13 protein-coding genes are annotated in these 14,911 nt (G+C 43.0%); 8 read left to right on the plus strand and 5 right to left on the minus strand.

Annotated features, from left to right (window positions below):
• Positions 1-100 precede the first annotated feature (100 nt).
• The 3 genes from nirB (at position 101) to LU351_RS06810 (ending at position 4,705) form a co-directional block, all read left to right on the plus strand.
• Positions 101-2,644, plus strand: a complete 2,544-nt coding sequence (gene nirB / locus LU351_RS06800; RefSeq protein ID WP_232593309.1) for a nitrite reductase large subunit NirB — start codon at positions 101-103, stop codon at positions 2,642-2,644.
• A gap of 35 nt (positions 2,645-2,679) precedes the next feature.
• On the plus strand, positions 2,680-3,081 hold the full coding sequence (nirD, locus tag LU351_RS06805) for a nitrite reductase small subunit NirD (RefSeq protein ID WP_232593310.1): 402 nt from the start codon (positions 2,680-2,682) through the stop codon (positions 3,079-3,081).
• 436 nt (positions 3,082-3,517) lie between these two features.
• On the plus strand, positions 3,518-4,705 hold the full coding sequence (locus LU351_RS06810; RefSeq protein ID WP_232593311.1) for a lipase family protein: 1,188 nt from the start codon (positions 3,518-3,520) through the stop codon (positions 4,703-4,705).
• 133 nt (positions 4,706-4,838) lie between these two features.
• Here LU351_RS06810 and LU351_RS06815 read toward each other — a convergent pair whose 3' ends face one another.
• Positions 4,839-5,342 (minus strand): PepSY-associated TM helix domain-containing protein, encoded by a 504-nt coding sequence (locus LU351_RS06815; protein ID WP_232593312.1) that lies wholly within the window; start codon positions 5,340-5,342, stop codon positions 4,839-4,841.
• A 139-nt stretch (positions 5,343-5,481) separates the two neighbouring features.
• The gene (locus tag LU351_RS06820) at positions 5,482-8,763 is read right to left on the minus strand and encodes a VPS10 domain-containing protein (RefSeq protein ID WP_232593313.1); all 3,282 of its coding nucleotides are present in this window, start codon (positions 8,761-8,763) and stop codon (positions 5,482-5,484) included.
• A gap of 572 nt (positions 8,764-9,335) precedes the next feature.
• Here LU351_RS06820 and LU351_RS06825 point away from each other — a divergent pair.
• Complete coding sequence (locus tag LU351_RS06825) at positions 9,336-9,758, plus strand: hypothetical protein (protein WP_232593314.1); 423 nt, start codon at positions 9,336-9,338, stop codon at positions 9,756-9,758.
• A gap of 714 nt (positions 9,759-10,472) precedes the next feature.
• Positions 10,473-11,159 (plus strand): hypothetical protein, encoded by a 687-nt coding sequence (locus tag LU351_RS06830; RefSeq protein ID WP_232593315.1) that lies wholly within the window; start codon positions 10,473-10,475, stop codon positions 11,157-11,159.
• Positions 11,160-11,313: 154 nt separating this feature from the next.
• On the opposite strand, the gene LU351_RS06835 is transcribed toward LU351_RS06830, so the two are convergent.
• Positions 11,314-12,006: an ADP-ribosylglycohydrolase family protein gene (locus LU351_RS06835; protein ID WP_232593316.1), complete on the minus strand. Its 693-nt coding sequence runs from the start codon at positions 12,004-12,006 to the stop codon at positions 11,314-11,316.
• Between LU351_RS06835 and LU351_RS06840 the strand changes: the two genes are divergently transcribed.
• The 3 genes from LU351_RS06840 to LU351_RS06850 all read left to right on the plus strand — a co-directional run bounded on the left by LU351_RS06840 (position 11,968) and on the right by LU351_RS06850 (position 13,671).
• Positions 11,968-12,642: an integrase core domain-containing protein gene (locus LU351_RS06840; RefSeq protein WP_232593322.1), complete on the plus strand. Its 675-nt coding sequence runs from the start codon at positions 11,968-11,970 to the stop codon at positions 12,640-12,642. The two genes, LU351_RS06835 and LU351_RS06840, sit on opposite strands and share 39 nt — an antisense overlap.
• Positions 12,635-13,444, plus strand: a complete 810-nt coding sequence (locus LU351_RS06845) for an ExeA family protein (RefSeq protein ID WP_232593317.1) — start codon at positions 12,635-12,637, stop codon at positions 13,442-13,444. The genes LU351_RS06840 and LU351_RS06845 overlap by 8 nt, the downstream gene beginning before the upstream one ends.
• An 86-nt stretch (positions 13,445-13,530) precedes the next feature.
• Complete coding sequence (locus LU351_RS06850; protein ID WP_232593318.1) at positions 13,531-13,671, plus strand: hypothetical protein; 141 nt, start codon at positions 13,531-13,533, stop codon at positions 13,669-13,671.
• Between the two features lie 124 nt (positions 13,672-13,795).
• On the opposite strand, the gene LU351_RS06855 is transcribed toward LU351_RS06850, so the two are convergent.
• Both LU351_RS06855 and LU351_RS20665 read right to left on the minus strand, forming a co-directional pair.
• Positions 13,796-14,146: a hypothetical protein gene (locus LU351_RS06855; RefSeq protein WP_232593319.1), complete on the minus strand. Its 351-nt coding sequence runs from the start codon at positions 14,144-14,146 to the stop codon at positions 13,796-13,798.
• Positions 14,139-14,911 (minus strand): RHS repeat-associated core domain-containing protein (locus LU351_RS20665; RefSeq protein WP_269783335.1); only part of this gene is annotated, 773 nt, incomplete at its 5' end. The genes LU351_RS20665 and LU351_RS06855, both read right to left, overlap by 8 nt.

Genomic DNA, 14,911 nt, shown 5'->3' on the forward strand with positions numbered 1-14,911 from the left:
ATGAGCGGTATTCCCGTAAAGGCCAGTACAAATCATTGGTAAAACGACTGGCCCAAAACAAATAGAGATTCACGACATAGTGATCCAGGAGGCAGAGAGCATGAGCGCACAGCGCATAATCGTCGTGGGCAACGGAATGGTTGGCCACAAGTTTATTGAGCAGTTTTTGTCTGTGGCTCAGCCTGATGCCTGGTCAGTGATCACCTTCTCTGAAGAGCCTCGTCTCGCTTATGATCGTGTTCAATTAAGTTCGTATTTTTCGGGGAATACCGTTTCGGATTTAATGTTGGCCAATGAGCAAGATTACATCCGTCAGGGCGTTGAATTTATTGTTAACGAACGCGTCACGGATATTGATCGTGAAGCCAAAGTCGTAACCACCAGTTCTGGCCGAAAAGAGCACTACGATAAATTAGTGCTGGCTACCGGTTCTTATCCTTTTGTTCCGCCTATTCCTGGGAATGATCAGCCTCATTGTTTGGTCTATCGCACCATTGAAGATTTAGAAGCGATTACGGCGTCGGCTCAGGAGTCCAAAGTGGGTGTTGTCGTCGGTGGCGGTTTATTGGGTTTGGAAGCAGCGAATGCCTTGAAAAATTTAGGCTTAAAAGCCCACGTGGTGGAGTTCGCTCCTCGTTTAATGGCCGTTCAATTAGATGAAGGTGGTGGCGGTTTATTGCGTCGGAAAATCGAAGCACTGGATGTCGGCGTACATACCGAAAAAGCCACCACTGAGATTGTGCCCGGTGAGCAATGTCGATATCGAATGAATTTTGCCGATGGCACTCATCTAGAAACAGACATGATTGTATTCTCGGCCGGTATTCGCCCTCAAGATGCACTGGCTCGTGAGTGCAAATTAGAGGTGGGTGAGCGTGGCGGTATTGTCATTGATGATCATTGCCAAACCAGTGACCCGAATATTTACGCGGTGGGTGAGTGTGCCCTGTGGAGTGGAAAAATCTTCGGCTTGGTGGCGCCGGGTTACTCTATGGCCAAAGTCGCGGCCTCTTCAATAATGGGGGGGAATGAGACGTTTGAAGGTGCAGGCATGAGCACCAAGCTCAAATTATTGGGCGTCGATGTTGCCAGTATTGGGGATGCCCATGGCCGCACTGAAGGCTGCATGAGTTACACCTACAGTGATGATGTTGAACAGGTGTATAAACGATTAATTATTTCTGCCGATGGGAAGAAATTGGTGGGTGCGGTATTGGTGGGCGAGGTTGAAGCTTACGGAAATTTACTGCAATTAATGCTCAATGACATGGATTTACCCGAATCTCCAGAAGGGTTAATTCTACCGGCGTCCGACGGCGCAGCGCCGACGTTGGGTGTCGACTCTCTTCCGGATACCGCTATTGTTTGTTCTTGTCATGATGTTACCAAAGGCGATATTGCTGCGGCCATTGCGGCTGGCGCCAGTGATATGGGCGGCATCAAAGCAGCCACCAAAGCATCAACCGGATGTGGCGGGTGTGCAGCGTTGACCAAGCAAGTGCTCGATGCAGAATTACTTAAATTGGGTTATGAAGTGAATACGGATATTTGCGAGCACTTCCCTTATACCCGCCAAGAGCTCGCCGACATCGTGCGTACAAAACAAATTAAAACTTTCGATGAATTATTAGAAAGTCATGGCAAAGGCCACGGTTGTGATATTTGTAAGCCCGCTGTGGGCTCTATTTTGGCGTCTTTCTGGAACGATTATGTTTTGAAAAATGAGCATATCGGCTTGCAAGATACCAACGATATTTTTCTCGGTAACATGCAAAAAGATGGAACCTATTCCATCGTTCCGCGTGTGGCTGGTGGTGAGATTACACCAGAGAAGCTCATTGTATTGGGTGAGGTAGCCAAAGAATTTAATTTATACACCAAAATTACCGGTGGGCAACGTATCGATTTATTTGGTGCGCAATTACATGAATTACCGATAATTTGGAAAAAGCTGGTGGATGCCGGTTTTGAAACTGGTCACGCTTACGGTAAGTCAGTGCGAACCGTTAAATCCTGTGTTGGCAGCACATGGTGTCGATATGGTGTGGATGATTCGGTTGGTTTGGCGATCGATATTGAAAATCGCTACAAAGGATTACGAGCCCCTCATAAATTAAAATTTGCAGTATCGGGCTGTACTCGCGAATGTGCCGAAGCTCAATCCAAAGACATTGGAGTCATTGCCACAGAAAACGGTTGGAACTTATACGTTTGTGGCAATGGCGGAATGCGTCCTCGACACGCAGATTTATTTGCCAGTGATTTAGATACGCCCACACTGATTCAATACATTGATCGTGTATTAATGTTTTACATTCGAACGGCAGACCGCCTCCAGCGTACCTCTGTTTGGTTAGAAAATTTGGAAGGTGGGCTCGATTACCTGCGTAAAGTGGTTATTGACGATTCATTAAATATTGGTGCCGATCTTGAAACGGACATGGCCAATAATATCGCTCAATACCAATGTGAGTGGAAAACCACATTGGAGAATCCTGAAAAACTCAAGCGTTTTAAGCATTTCGTCAACAGTGATAAATCAGATGATCAACTGGCTTATGTGGTCGAACGTGGTCAGCGTCGTCCGGCGACAGAAAAAGAACGTGAAGAACGAATCCCGGCGGTAGAACTGGTTTCGAGTTAATGACTTTCAACGTGTTTTGCTGAGTGGAAAAAATAATGATGGGTAATGTAGAGATGAATGCCAAAGTGACGGATGATTTAAACGCAGCGTGGCAAACGGTGTGTCGAGAAGACGATTTGTTGTCAGGTACTGGTGTCTGTGTTTTGTATGCAGCTAAAGGGAGTGACACGCAAGCTTCAAATGAAGAACAGGTGGCGATCTTTAAGCTAAGTAAAACAGGGGAGGTTTTTGCTGTCTCCAATTATGATCCGATTGGAAAAGCCAATGTTATGTCTCGGGGTATGACAGGATCAATCGGTGATGCCTTGGTGGTAGCCTCACCGCTTTATAAGCAGCATTTCGATTTAAAAACTGGGCAGTGTTTGGAAAATCCCGAAGTGAGTCTCTCTGTTTATTTGATAAGAATTGAAAACGGGGCTGTGCAGATCAGCTCTTAGTTGGATTAATATTTAATTGGTGGTGGCTCCTTGGTATAAAGGATAAAGGGGCTGCACGTATTTTTATTAAAATAATGTCTAAGAATTTCACGCTCACGTCTTATTCAAAGATGACGACACGTTTCTAATCATACAAATGTCTTCTGGTCGTTCTTGACTGATATCATTTGAATATTTTTCTCATATCCTACTTTATGGCAGGAAAATAGGGTGTGAGAATCCTCTTTCATAAAAATTTCAAAACATTAAGTTCTGTTATTTAAATTAATCTTACCTTTTCATTTTAAAATTGATTTGAAATGACCAGTTGTTGTGAGCAAATCAGTATTATTTAAAGCAAGGGAAATTAAAGCTTCTCTTTGAGATTTAATTGGGTGTTGTTTCTTTTAGGGTTTCTAAGTTCATTAAAAATGGATTTAATTTACGGAGACAGGCAATGACGAATTCACTACTACCAGGGTTGGCGGCTAAACTTGCTGAAAAGGTATACGGTATTGAAAAAGGTAAGTCGGAGGCATCAACAGCATTAAATACTTTGAAGGGGGAGATAACTGAAGATGGCGATGTTTCCCATAAAATTCTTAAGGGTATAGTGGGTGACGGAAAATCAACAAATTTGGGCGTTGCTTTGCACGTTGAAACAACACACGAAATTTATCTTATATTTCGAGGAACGGTCTCTAAGGGAGATGGACTCACAGATGCAAACATAAGGGTGACAAGAGAGGTTACAGACAGCTATATACATAAAGGGTTTAGTGAAGCTTTCAATTCTATCAGTGGTCAAATTGACAGATTTTTTCGAAGTAAACGGATAGCAGCGATCCATTGTGTTGGGCATAGTTTGGGAGGGGCTTTGGCGATGATCGCAGCGGCTTGGTTGAATAAGCGGCGAAATTACACAAACGTTAAAGTTTATACTTTTGGCGCTCCTCGAGTTGGTTATGTTAGTTTTGCAAAGGAGATGACCAAAGGGGTCGGCGCTAAAAATATATTTAGAGTATACAATGAATTCGACGCTATTCCATGTCTGCCTTATTTGCCATTTGTTCATGCTCCTCACTTTGAGAGGGTATGTGGTATTCGTATACCAGGTATTGGCTCAAATTGGGGCACCCATAAATATAAATATTGTGTCTCTTTTTTGAGGCGATCAGTTGTGCTACATCATGGTATGAGCAGTTATAGAAAGTGCGTTGAAAACAAAAGTTGGGATGACATAAGGAAGAGTTCACAAATGAGCCTGTTACCTTCAGCTTATACAGGTTATTCTAAGGCTGCCTGGAACTGGGGGAAAATGGTTTACAGAATTCCGAAAGCCGTATTGTCTCATGGGCTGCGTTTCATCCCTGTCTCCCTTCAAGGGGCCGGAAAAACGATATACGAGATTGGTAGTAAATTGCATGGTTTGACGAAATTAGATCAGTGCCATATGGCAATATCACTGTTAGAGAGATCAGCTCAAGTGGGTAAGCAGCCGCAGTCGGAAGAGCTAAACATTTTGTGCGATGGATTTGGTTTAGATAGCAAGCAGGATTCTCAAGTCCTCATGGATCAATTGGGCCACATTGAGTCTGAAGAAAGAGAAAATCTGGAATCGTGTCTTTCAGATTTAGAGGTGTAATGAATGCTGAAATTAATGGAAGCGTATCTACTAAAATGCCGTATTTCAACCTAATCTGACACCTCTATTTGAGCAGAATAAAAAGCGAATGGCTGTCAGGTTAGGTCTAATTTAGTATGTTTTATCAAAACAACTAAATTTTTCTTTTCTTTTTCATGTAGGGGGTGGCAAACAAAATCACGCCGGTAATTAACATTACCAATGCGGCAATTGCCGAGGGTAGCATTAGCCATAGGTTGGCGTTTTTCTCAAAAAATGTACCATCGTGAATGCTCTCAATCAGGTCTGAGCGTCGCTTTGCCACCAGTAAAATTTCGCCGCTATGGCTATCAATTTGAATTTCATATCGATTCTGGCTTCTGATCTTTATTAAGCCTTTGCTTGGGCGAACATCTAGTCGATCGATGTCATCCCAGTTATCTATTTGAGCGCTTGCAACCGTGCGTGCAATGGAGAGTATCTTGTCAAAAGGGAGGCTTGGGGCAGAGCTTTCGCCTCTCATTGTTGGCGGTTGTATAAAACTGACTTCTTTTTTGACGAGCAATAATACCCCGGAAAGAAAAACCACCAATAAGGGAGTGGCAATAACAATACTCACCCACTTGTGGATTGCTCTATTGGCTTTTTTAAAACGCATTATTTTCTACATCTTGTTTAATATGTTCGAACAATATCTCGAAACGTCAACAGGTGGAAATCGAATATCCATTCATATTTATAAATATCTAATCGATTTGTCAAAGCCTGCTGACGTTTTTTTGCTTTTAATTTAAATTTTAATTAATGACAGGCGCACCCGACGTCCAAGGGCCACCGGCGTTAATGACCGCCTGTTGCAAGCCGGGAATGGCTTTTTCTTGGAGTATTTTCATACGCTTACCCACAGCGTCTAACCCATCTAGTGCAAAACCAAGTTGTTCGCGATGCTGCTCAGTGGGGCCATAAGAGGACCAAGATGCAGACATGGTATACCACAAGCGACTGGAAATGTTCGCAGGTTTGATACCCATTTTGTCACGAGATTCAAGGCCATTTAATTCGAGTTTAATGGCATTTATCTCACTGCGGATGGTGGCGTATTGAGCTTCTAGGCCTTTGATGTCTCCTGGAGTAAGATCAAGTGCTGCACGCAAGCCTTCCATGGTTTTACCCATCTCGTCAAGTAATGCATTCGTTGAGGAAACGCGCCTTTCTGCTACCCTCATTTTTTTACTAAATTCAAGTACCGCTTTAGGTGATGAAGAAGCAAGTGCTGGCTTGTGAATGGATTTCAATTCAAACGTTACTGCTTCGGCTAATTTTGTCACTTTACTGCCAACACGTTGATACAGCTCAGCCGTGTAGGTCCCTGGCATGACCATCACACCCGTGTCTTCTGACTCTTCCTCATCGTCTTCTTTTGTTATGATGGCGGTGGTATTGGCATAGGTCATATCCCAAGTCACACGGTGTAGCCCTTTTTTCGTTCCACCTGCCACACGATTCACAAATTCGCCAGAGGCATCCCGAATTTCAAGATACACTGCAGGTTCAGGCTCTTGGTTTTCTATTTCAATGGTTTCCCAGCTTGGGTATTTCGGATAATTTTTTTCCTTCACCATTTTCTTTTCTGCTTTTTGGCGCGCCGCTTTTGCGGTATGCAAACCTTCTTTTAAGAAATAGGTTAAGGTCGCGCCATGCTCGGGATTGTCCGCAACGAAACGATCATCACCATCGGTACGTGAATGATTGATGTCAAGCTGGAACCATTTCACTGGCCGGCTGGGGGCAAACAGCAGAGCGTCTTTTTGCTCCATGGTGGTTTCGTTAAGTTCACGCAATGGGCTGTAGTCATCAAGAATATAAATACCACGGCCAAAGGTGCCTATCACCAAATCGTTTTCTCTGCGCTGAATGATGACGTCTCGCGTTGAAATTGTGGGAATACCGCCATCAAGCTCAATCCATTTTTTACCACCGTCCACGGTAAAAAATACGCCAAATTCCGTACCAATAAATAATAAATCTTTATTTACATGATCTTGAACAATGCGCCACACTAAATGTTTTTCAGGTAAATCTTCCGCTAATGACGTCCATTTTCCGCCCAAGTTGGTGGATTTAATCAAGTACGGTTTGAAATCACCATACTTGTGATTATCTAACGCGACATACACCGTATTGGGGTCAAATAAATCGGCCCGAATATCATTAACGTAAGCCGTTGCAGGAACGCCTCGCACATTTTTTAGATCAATTTTTTTCCAATCTTTACCGCCATTGGTGGTGACTTGGATTTGCCCGTCATCGGTGCCAACCCAAAGTATATTTTCATCCACCGGGCTTTCGGCAAAATTCGCAATCGTGTGGTATTCAGACATGGCATAAAGATCCCAGCCAGCCTCTACCGACCACGTTCGCCCCATCATGGGCATATGCATGCGATTACCGTTTTTCGTTAGGTCACCTGAAATGGGTGTCCAGCTATCACCACGATTGTCCGATCGCCACACTCGTTGAGACGCAAAATACAGTCGCTTAGGGTCATGGGCCGAAACATTAATGGGCGCATCCCAATTAAATCGTTCTGCTGGTTCACCCGGACGTGGTTGAGGTTTGATATAAACATTTTCGCCGGTAATGCGATCATGGCGATTTAAATTACCCTGTTGCCACTGAGAATACATAATATTCGGGTTGCCCGGTTCAATGGCAGGTTGGTGGCCATCGCCCCCTAGAGTTAAAAACCAATCTTTATTTTTGATGCCTTCTTTCTTAAGGGTGCGAGACGGCCCGCCTTGTGTTGAATTATCTTGGGTGCCGCCATAAACGGTGTAAAATGGTTCGCTGTCATCGGCCGCCACTTTATAAAATTGCGTGAGTGGCAAATTGGCCATAAACCGCCAGTTTTCCATGCGGTCGTGAGACATATACAAACCGCCATCAGAACCGATTAACATAAAATCGGGGTCGGCGGGGTGGAATGCCATGGCGTGATCGTCGACGTGTTTACGTTCGACATTAATGGGTATCCACGTTTTACCGCCATCGTTGGATACTTTACTGTAATTACTGGCGATATAAATGCGATCAAACTGATGCTGATCGGCATACAGTTCTTGGTAATAATGAGGGCCGGTGCCGCCGCCGACTTCATCAGACATCTTCGTCCAACTGGCACCACGGTTTTCTGAACGATAAACGCCGCCTTTGCGGTTATCGGTTTCGATGGCCGCATAAATAACATCAGGGTTGATCGGAGAAATCGCCAAACCAATTTTTCCCATATTGCCTTCTGGCAATCCGGTTTCCAGCTCCGTCCAGGTCTCTCCACCATCATCTGAGGTATGAATGCCTGCTCCTGGCCCGGTGCCCACATACGCCGCAACGGTGCGTTGGCGCGACCATGTGGCAGCATAAAGTTTATTTGGGTTACGTGGGTCTATGGCTAATGATGTCACCCCCGTCCATTCATCTTCCGGTGTTAATACTTGCTCCCAATTTTTGCCGCCGTCGGTGGTTTTGTACAAGCCCCGTTCACCGCCACCCGTCCACAACGGGCCTTGTGCAGACACCCACACCGTATCGGAATCTTCAGGGTGAATAACAATATCGGAAATGCGTTCGGACTTTTCCAAGCCCATATTTTCCCAGGTTTCCCCTCCGTCTAGGGATTTATAAACACCGTCACCAAAACTGATATGGCGTCCACCGTGGTTTTCACCGGTGCCCACCCAAATAATGTCGGAATTATTTGGGTCGATAGTGACATCGCCAATGGAATACACGTCTTGCTTGTCAAAAATAGGTGTCCAGGTAGTCCCGGTATTTACGGTTTTCCAAACGCCACCTGAGCCAACGGCAACATACCAAGTAGACGGTCTGTTTTGGTCTACCGCAATATCCGCGATACGGCCAGACATATAGGCCGGGCCAATACTGCGAAGGGACATGGCTTCAAATGTTGCGCTGCTAAAAATGGGTTTCTCTTCTGTATCTTCCGGTTCCTTTTGTGCGAAGCTTTGCACGCTGGAAATCAGGAGGGATGCAGCGAAGGCTGCTTTGAATAAAGTGTTCATATATTCGCCAGTTGTGGTTGTTTTGATTGTTTTTCCGTTATAAATTTAATCACCTCATACTACCCGACGAATAGACCCTCTTATGGCTCAATAATTCACGTCAGCCCACCCCCGAGAGAGCCTTTCCCTCTTATTGCTCTCTATACTTTATTCCTTAAGGCATTGCAGGTGAAAAGCGGTAATTTTTTCATCTGATTATTCCTTCAAGGATTTGAATCTTCCCGGTTAAGAGGATTACAGACTAATTATTCACCTTTACATAGACAGCGCTATCGTAGTCGGACAAGAAAAGAAAGAGAGGAAAGTTTTTTACGTTATTATCTTTCTACAAAAAAATGGTAAAAATTATGAGGCAAGATTGGTAAAGCCTAAAAAGTTTTATTTAAGATTTTTTTTGCAATTTTTAAATACAGAATTGTCTAGAAGTTATGCTTTCAAAGCCATCTCTAATATTATAAAAGAGGCATGTGGTCATATTTTTGGGATTAATTAATAACCTCTTATTTTTAGGTTGATTTCTTTACTATAAAAACCAGATAATAACGGCGGTTTTAATTACAAGGAAATAAAAAATGAAGAAAATCTTAGGCTGTTTCGTTGCTAGTTGTATTTTTGCCACTACGGGTGCTATAGCCGGTGCCTACCGACCTGTACCAGTTGAAGTACAAATTGAAACAGATGAAGAAGGTAATGTACGTTATTCTTCAGGCCAAGGTGATATGTTATCGGCCCGCAACACGGACAACGATTATACAATGATTGGGTGTGGTATACGTGGATTTAATAACGGTGAAGAAAGCGTATCAATGGTATATTGCCAAGCGGTAGAAGATGAAGACATCTTGGCCAATTGCACTTCTACCAACCCTGAATTAATTGAAGCAGTAAAAGCGATCTCGCCTTATTCATATATTAGTTTTTCCGCAGAATACGAAGAATGTACTCGAATTACTGTCTCTACACAATCGTTTTACTTACCTGAGGATTTCGATTAATTTTTCAATATTGTAAACTGAAGAGTTCATCATTAATGGCGAACTCTTTTAAATCGAAAAGCCATCCGAAAGGCATACGCTTTAAAACTGAATTATTCGTTCCAGTGAAGGGAATTTACGACTGTATCGTAACTTGTGTTTGGGAAGTTTAATTGAAGCAGCGCGAGAAGCCAAAAGGGTCGTATTGATTACGCATGTGAATAATGTGCTTGTGCAACTGCATTGGCGATTTCATGAAGAGCTGATCACACAGCAAGCGTTATCGTAGTTGGACGAAAAATAGGAAAAGGGCGAAAGCCCTTTTTTATGCTAGCACTTTACGACGATAAATTCGTAGAAATTATGATGTAAGATTGGCAGAGTCTGAAAAGTTTTATTTAAGATTTTTTTGAGATTTTTAAAATACAGAATTGTTTAGAAATCATGACTTCAAATCCATCTCTAATTTTACAAAAAAAGTATGTATCCTATTTTTTTGAATTAATTAATAACCCCTTATTTTTAAGTTGAATTTAGGAGATGCATTAAGTCCACACTATGTCGTGAAAAGACTTTATGTGATCATTAATGGAAGTCTATGTGCCATCAAGCATCAGTAATTACTATCGATGCGACACGCATTAAAAAGCACCACAAAAAAGTGAGAAAAAAAAGGGCAATATCCAGTATTAACTTTGAGAATCAGAAGAAATACTTCAACAAAGGAAAAATACAATGTCATTTGCGCTTTTTGGAATTCGGCACTCAGCGGATTATTGGGAGTATGATCAAGCAGTTCTTTTAAGGGGAAATTCACTCAACAACCCTTATTTACGAATGAACCTACAGAACCGAGAAGGTATCTGTCTCGGGCTAGCAGCAAGTTTTTTACTGTATGCAAAACGTTGTGCTAATCAAGATCCTTGGCAATGGGTTTATGACTATATTCACGAATCGTCTAGCGGGTGGTATGCCGCAGGTAGTTTTTACAATGTTTCCGACCTGCAAACCTTTATTGGTCGGATAATGGAAGATCAACGAAGCGCACCTAACCTACCAACACTATTGGCATCGCGAATAGCGCCTGTGCAGCAAGGAATGTGGAACACATCACTTAGATTTGAATCGAGCTGCCTAACAAATTGGGGGGGTAATGCAATTTGTGGCAATATCATCCCTCACCTTCGGGAAAGCAATAAGTATTGGTTAATTGCGCTACGTGGTCACGCGATTGCCATTACAATGGGAATTCATCCTGAAACTGGATCGCGTTTATTTCTGCTATACGAACCAAATCACGGTATTGTGCAGTTCAATGGAATAACAAGCCTACATAAACTAAAAGACTGGTTGGTGGATTTTGCTGCCAGTCGACTTGGCGCTCCTTACGCCGGAAGTGTAAAAATGTATCGATTTTTTTGAGAAAAAATACGAAAGAGCAGGTCGCCTTTCAGGCCTGCTTAACTACCCCTTGGATATTCTTGGTGGCCCCCGTTGCGCTGTTTTTGCAGCGGGGATGACAAGCGGGTGAGCGTCCGGCTTGTGCTGGACGTCCTAACTACCACTAAACGGTAATTTAAGGAGTCAAGGCATAAGCACCATATTTCAACAGTTCGTCAGCTTTTAAATAAAACACATGTCTATACCAAAGCTTCTTAATCCAACTGACAGGAATACCCTGCTCACCATAAAAAGCTCCAGCAATCTGGCCATATACCGCACACACAGTATCGGCATCGTCCCCCAAATTTGCAGCTAACAGCGCACCTTCCTTGAAAGACGATGTGCTTGCAAAGGCCCATATGGCAGCCTCGATAGTATCAATCACATACCCTGTGGATTTAATCTGATCCCTACTCTTAGAGGCTGCACTAAGAGCAACTCTTTCCACTGCTGGGCACAGAGGGTAATCAGACCAGAGCCCCGCTAAGGGTTCATAAATGCCATCTAACAACTCCCTTTTTGAAGCCCCCGATATAGCCCCCCAAATTAGCGCAGAAAAGTACTGACAAGCACTAATTGACTCTTGTGCGCCATGGGTTGTTCTAGAGCTTTCTCCCGCCCATTTAATCACCTCTTTTAAACTGGAAAAGTAGAAAAGCGGTATCGGCACCAATCTCATCAGCGCCCCATTTCCTGCGGTCTGCGGGTCAGTAGAACCAGAAAATGGTGTGATGGTCAATGGAAGAAAACGTTCCTCATCGCGTTTATTGATGATGCGAGCCGCCTCATTACCCACGCCGAATTCTTTTATCGTGATAACACGCAAAATATGATCAATGCGTTTAAAACCGCTTTGTACAAGCGAGGAAAACCGGAGCGTTTGTACTTTGATAATGGCGCCAATTACACCTCAAAAGAAATTCTGCAAGCCTGTGTGCGCTTAGACATTCGTTTATCTCATGCCCCGATTCGGGATGGGGCAGCGAAAGGAAAAATAGAGCGATTTTTTAGGGGCTTTCGAGACCGCTTCTTAGTGATGCATACCGAATTTACCTCACTCGAACAGTTAAATACACTCACTCAAGAGTGGATTGAAAACCATTACAATACTCAGCCTCACAGTGGCATTCATATGAAACCGCTAGATCGATTCAACCTTGATCATCATCGTATTCATTACTTAACTAATGACGAGTTTACCGAAGAGGTCTTTTTTGTTGAAGAAAATCGTAAAGTCAGCAACGTCAACGTGTTTTCCATCAATAATCATAAGTTTGAATGCCCCGTTGATCTTCGTGGTAAAACCATACAAGTCCGTTTTGATCGGGATCAGCGCCATCGTTTTATTGTGTATTTCAATGACCAACGAATGGGGGAAGCAATACCGTTGAACCTGTATTTTAATGCGCAACAAAAACGCCCATCACCACACCCATCACCACAAGGAGGCCATCATGATTAATGCGGTATGGGGCATTACTCAAGCCCCTTTCAAACGTGATAAACTGACATTGCTCCCCCAACAAAACCACCTGTTAGACATTATTAAAATACACGCTCAGCAAGGCGGGTTTTCTGTTGTGATTGGAGAACCTGGTGTGGGCAAAACCGTGTTACGGGAACATATTGAGCAGTTTAATAAAGCGCGTGAATACACCGTTGCCTCCTGCTCAAGAACCTTGCATACTTATCGACAGATTATTTGGCAGCTAGCGGATTCTCTTCAATTAGAGACGACAGAAAAAAACATTGAATCCGATTTAATCGAGTGTGCATTCAGTCATATCCGTGAACGAAAAACCCTGTATATACTGATTGATGAGGCCCACTTGCTAGATACTTCGGTGTTACGTAAGTTACGATTATTGTTCGAACGCTTTCCTAAAAATCATAACTTAGTGTTGTTCGGCCAGCCTTCGTTGTTACATTATTTATCCTTAAGTACCAACAAAGACATTAAAAGTCGTATTACCTATTCCGCGACGCTCAAGCCACTGAATCAAGAAGACATGGAACGTTACATTGTTCGAGAACTGGAGTCGGTAAAAATGGGCATTAATACGTTTGACGAGGCCGCGATGGCGTTGATTATTCGTTCCAGTGAAGGGAATTTACGGCTGTGCCGTAACTTGTGTTTGGGAAGTTTAATTGAAGCAGCGCGAGAAACCAAAAGGGTCGTATCGATTACGCATGTGAATAATGTGCTCGTGCAACCGCATTGGCGATCTCATGAAGAGTTGATCACACAGCAAGTCTTATCGTAGTTGGACGAAACATAGGAAAAGGGCGAAAGCCCTTTTTTTACGCCAGCACCTTACGACAATAAAACGGTAGACATTGCGATGTAAGAGTGGCAAAACCCGAAAAGGCTACGATAGCAATTCGGGAAAAACGTCTATTTTTTAGCAAATCCTACGATGAAGAGTTTGGTAAAAACTACGACAGCAAAAAGGTGCGCTACAATGCCGCTGCGAATATGCAAGCGGCATGACATAGGACAGAGCAGCCTTATTGACTATGCAGTGCGCAACGAAGTGCAGCTCTGCCCGGAGCCGCAATGCGGCGGAGTGGCGATGTGTCAAAATACGGTAAAGCCTAAACAATTTTTTCAAGTGCTAAAGCCAGCGTCCACAAGGGGAACCTTCAATAATATTTTTGTATTTTTCCTTATCAATAAGGCCTTTATCATAAAGAACATCAAGAATATCTTCTAAAATTTCTAAGTCTTCCGCACAACCAGTATTAGCTTGCAACAACTCCAATGATTTCAAAAAAACTATATTAAACTGCTCTTTTGAAATGGAGTTGTCATTAGTTTTATCATGTTCATCTAAAATAAAATCAAGAACTTTAATTTTAGAATTTTTATTTACTTGATACTCCTCATCTTCATCATTCGATTCAAATAACATAGCATCAGATATATTTGATGATAAATATTTCAAATGCTCCAGAGAATCAGTCATTATCAATTATCCTATATGCGTCGACTGGGATCTCACCCTCAACCAAAACCTCCTTGTCTTTTCGAGCATAACGATACCCAGGATCAGATAATTTATCCCCTGTAGTTGGATCAATACCTTTAGATACGTCATGAACTTTGGATGATTTTATTTTTTGAGTATCAACCTCAATTATGACACTCTTATTCATCTTTCCACGTTTTGGGTTTGGGCGAGAATAGAAATTAGCGGCTTTTTTACTACCTAATGAATTGTATTGTGTTTTTAAACGTCCATCATCAATGTGCTCTTGTACAGTATATGCAGCCGTTTTATCTTTTGGAGAAATAGGTTCGCCTGCTAACGCCTGAGCTTCTTGCTCTTTAGTCAATGCCCTATATTTTTTCTCGCAATCACCTGATTTGGCAGTAAGCCCATATGGATCAATCCATTCTAATGGATTCGGCGCATACCTGTAATTATTATTTCCGCCAGCAAGGCCCACCGGATCTTGTGTAATAAACTGCCCAATCGCCGGGTCATAGTAACGAAACCGATTGTAATGCAGCCCCGTCTCCTCATCCGCGTACTGCCCCTGAAACCGTATCGGCTGATGGAAACTTTCACCCTCATGCTTTATCGCCAAGTTACCGTACGTTTGGTAACTCACGCTCCACGCAATATTCCCTTTCTTATCCGTTAACGTATCCGGCGTGCCGAGGTGATCCAAGTGATAGTAACGATTCTCTGAAGTCGTCCTATCACTATTTTCCTCGCAACCCCGGT

It is taken from the genome of Marinibactrum halimedae, assembly GCF_021234875.1.
In the GTDB taxonomy this organism is placed as follows: domain Bacteria; phylum Pseudomonadota; class Gammaproteobacteria; order Pseudomonadales; family Cellvibrionaceae; genus Marinibactrum; species Marinibactrum halimedae.

Excerpts from the sequence above, each read along its gene's own strand:
- nirB (WP_232593309.1), top strand. The coding sequence starts at position 101 with ATGAGCGCACAGCGCATAATCGTCGTGGGCAACGGAATGGTTGGCCAC.
- LU351_RS06845 (WP_232593317.1), top strand. The coding sequence starts at position 12,635 with ATGATTAATGCGGTATGGGGCATTACTCAAGCCCCTTTCAAACGTGAT.
- LU351_RS06815 (WP_232593312.1), bottom strand. The coding sequence starts at position 5,342 with ATGCGTTTTAAAAAAGCCAATAGAGCAATCCACAAGTGGGTGAGTATT.
- LU351_RS06820 (WP_232593313.1), bottom strand. The coding sequence starts at position 8,763 with ATGAACACTTTATTCAAAGCAGCCTTCGCTGCATCCCTCCTGATTTCC.
- LU351_RS06825 (WP_232593314.1), top strand. The coding sequence starts at position 9,336 with ATGAAGAAAATCTTAGGCTGTTTCGTTGCTAGTTGTATTTTTGCCACT.
- nirD (WP_232593310.1), top strand. The coding sequence starts at position 2,680 with ATGATGGGTAATGTAGAGATGAATGCCAAAGTGACGGATGATTTAAAC.
- LU351_RS06855 (WP_232593319.1), bottom strand. The coding sequence starts at position 14,146 with ATGACTGATTCTCTGGAGCATTTGAAATATTTATCATCAAATATATCT.
- LU351_RS06830 (WP_232593315.1), top strand. The coding sequence starts at position 10,473 with ATGTCATTTGCGCTTTTTGGAATTCGGCACTCAGCGGATTATTGGGAG.
- LU351_RS06810 (WP_232593311.1), top strand. The coding sequence starts at position 3,518 with ATGACGAATTCACTACTACCAGGGTTGGCGGCTAAACTTGCTGAAAAG.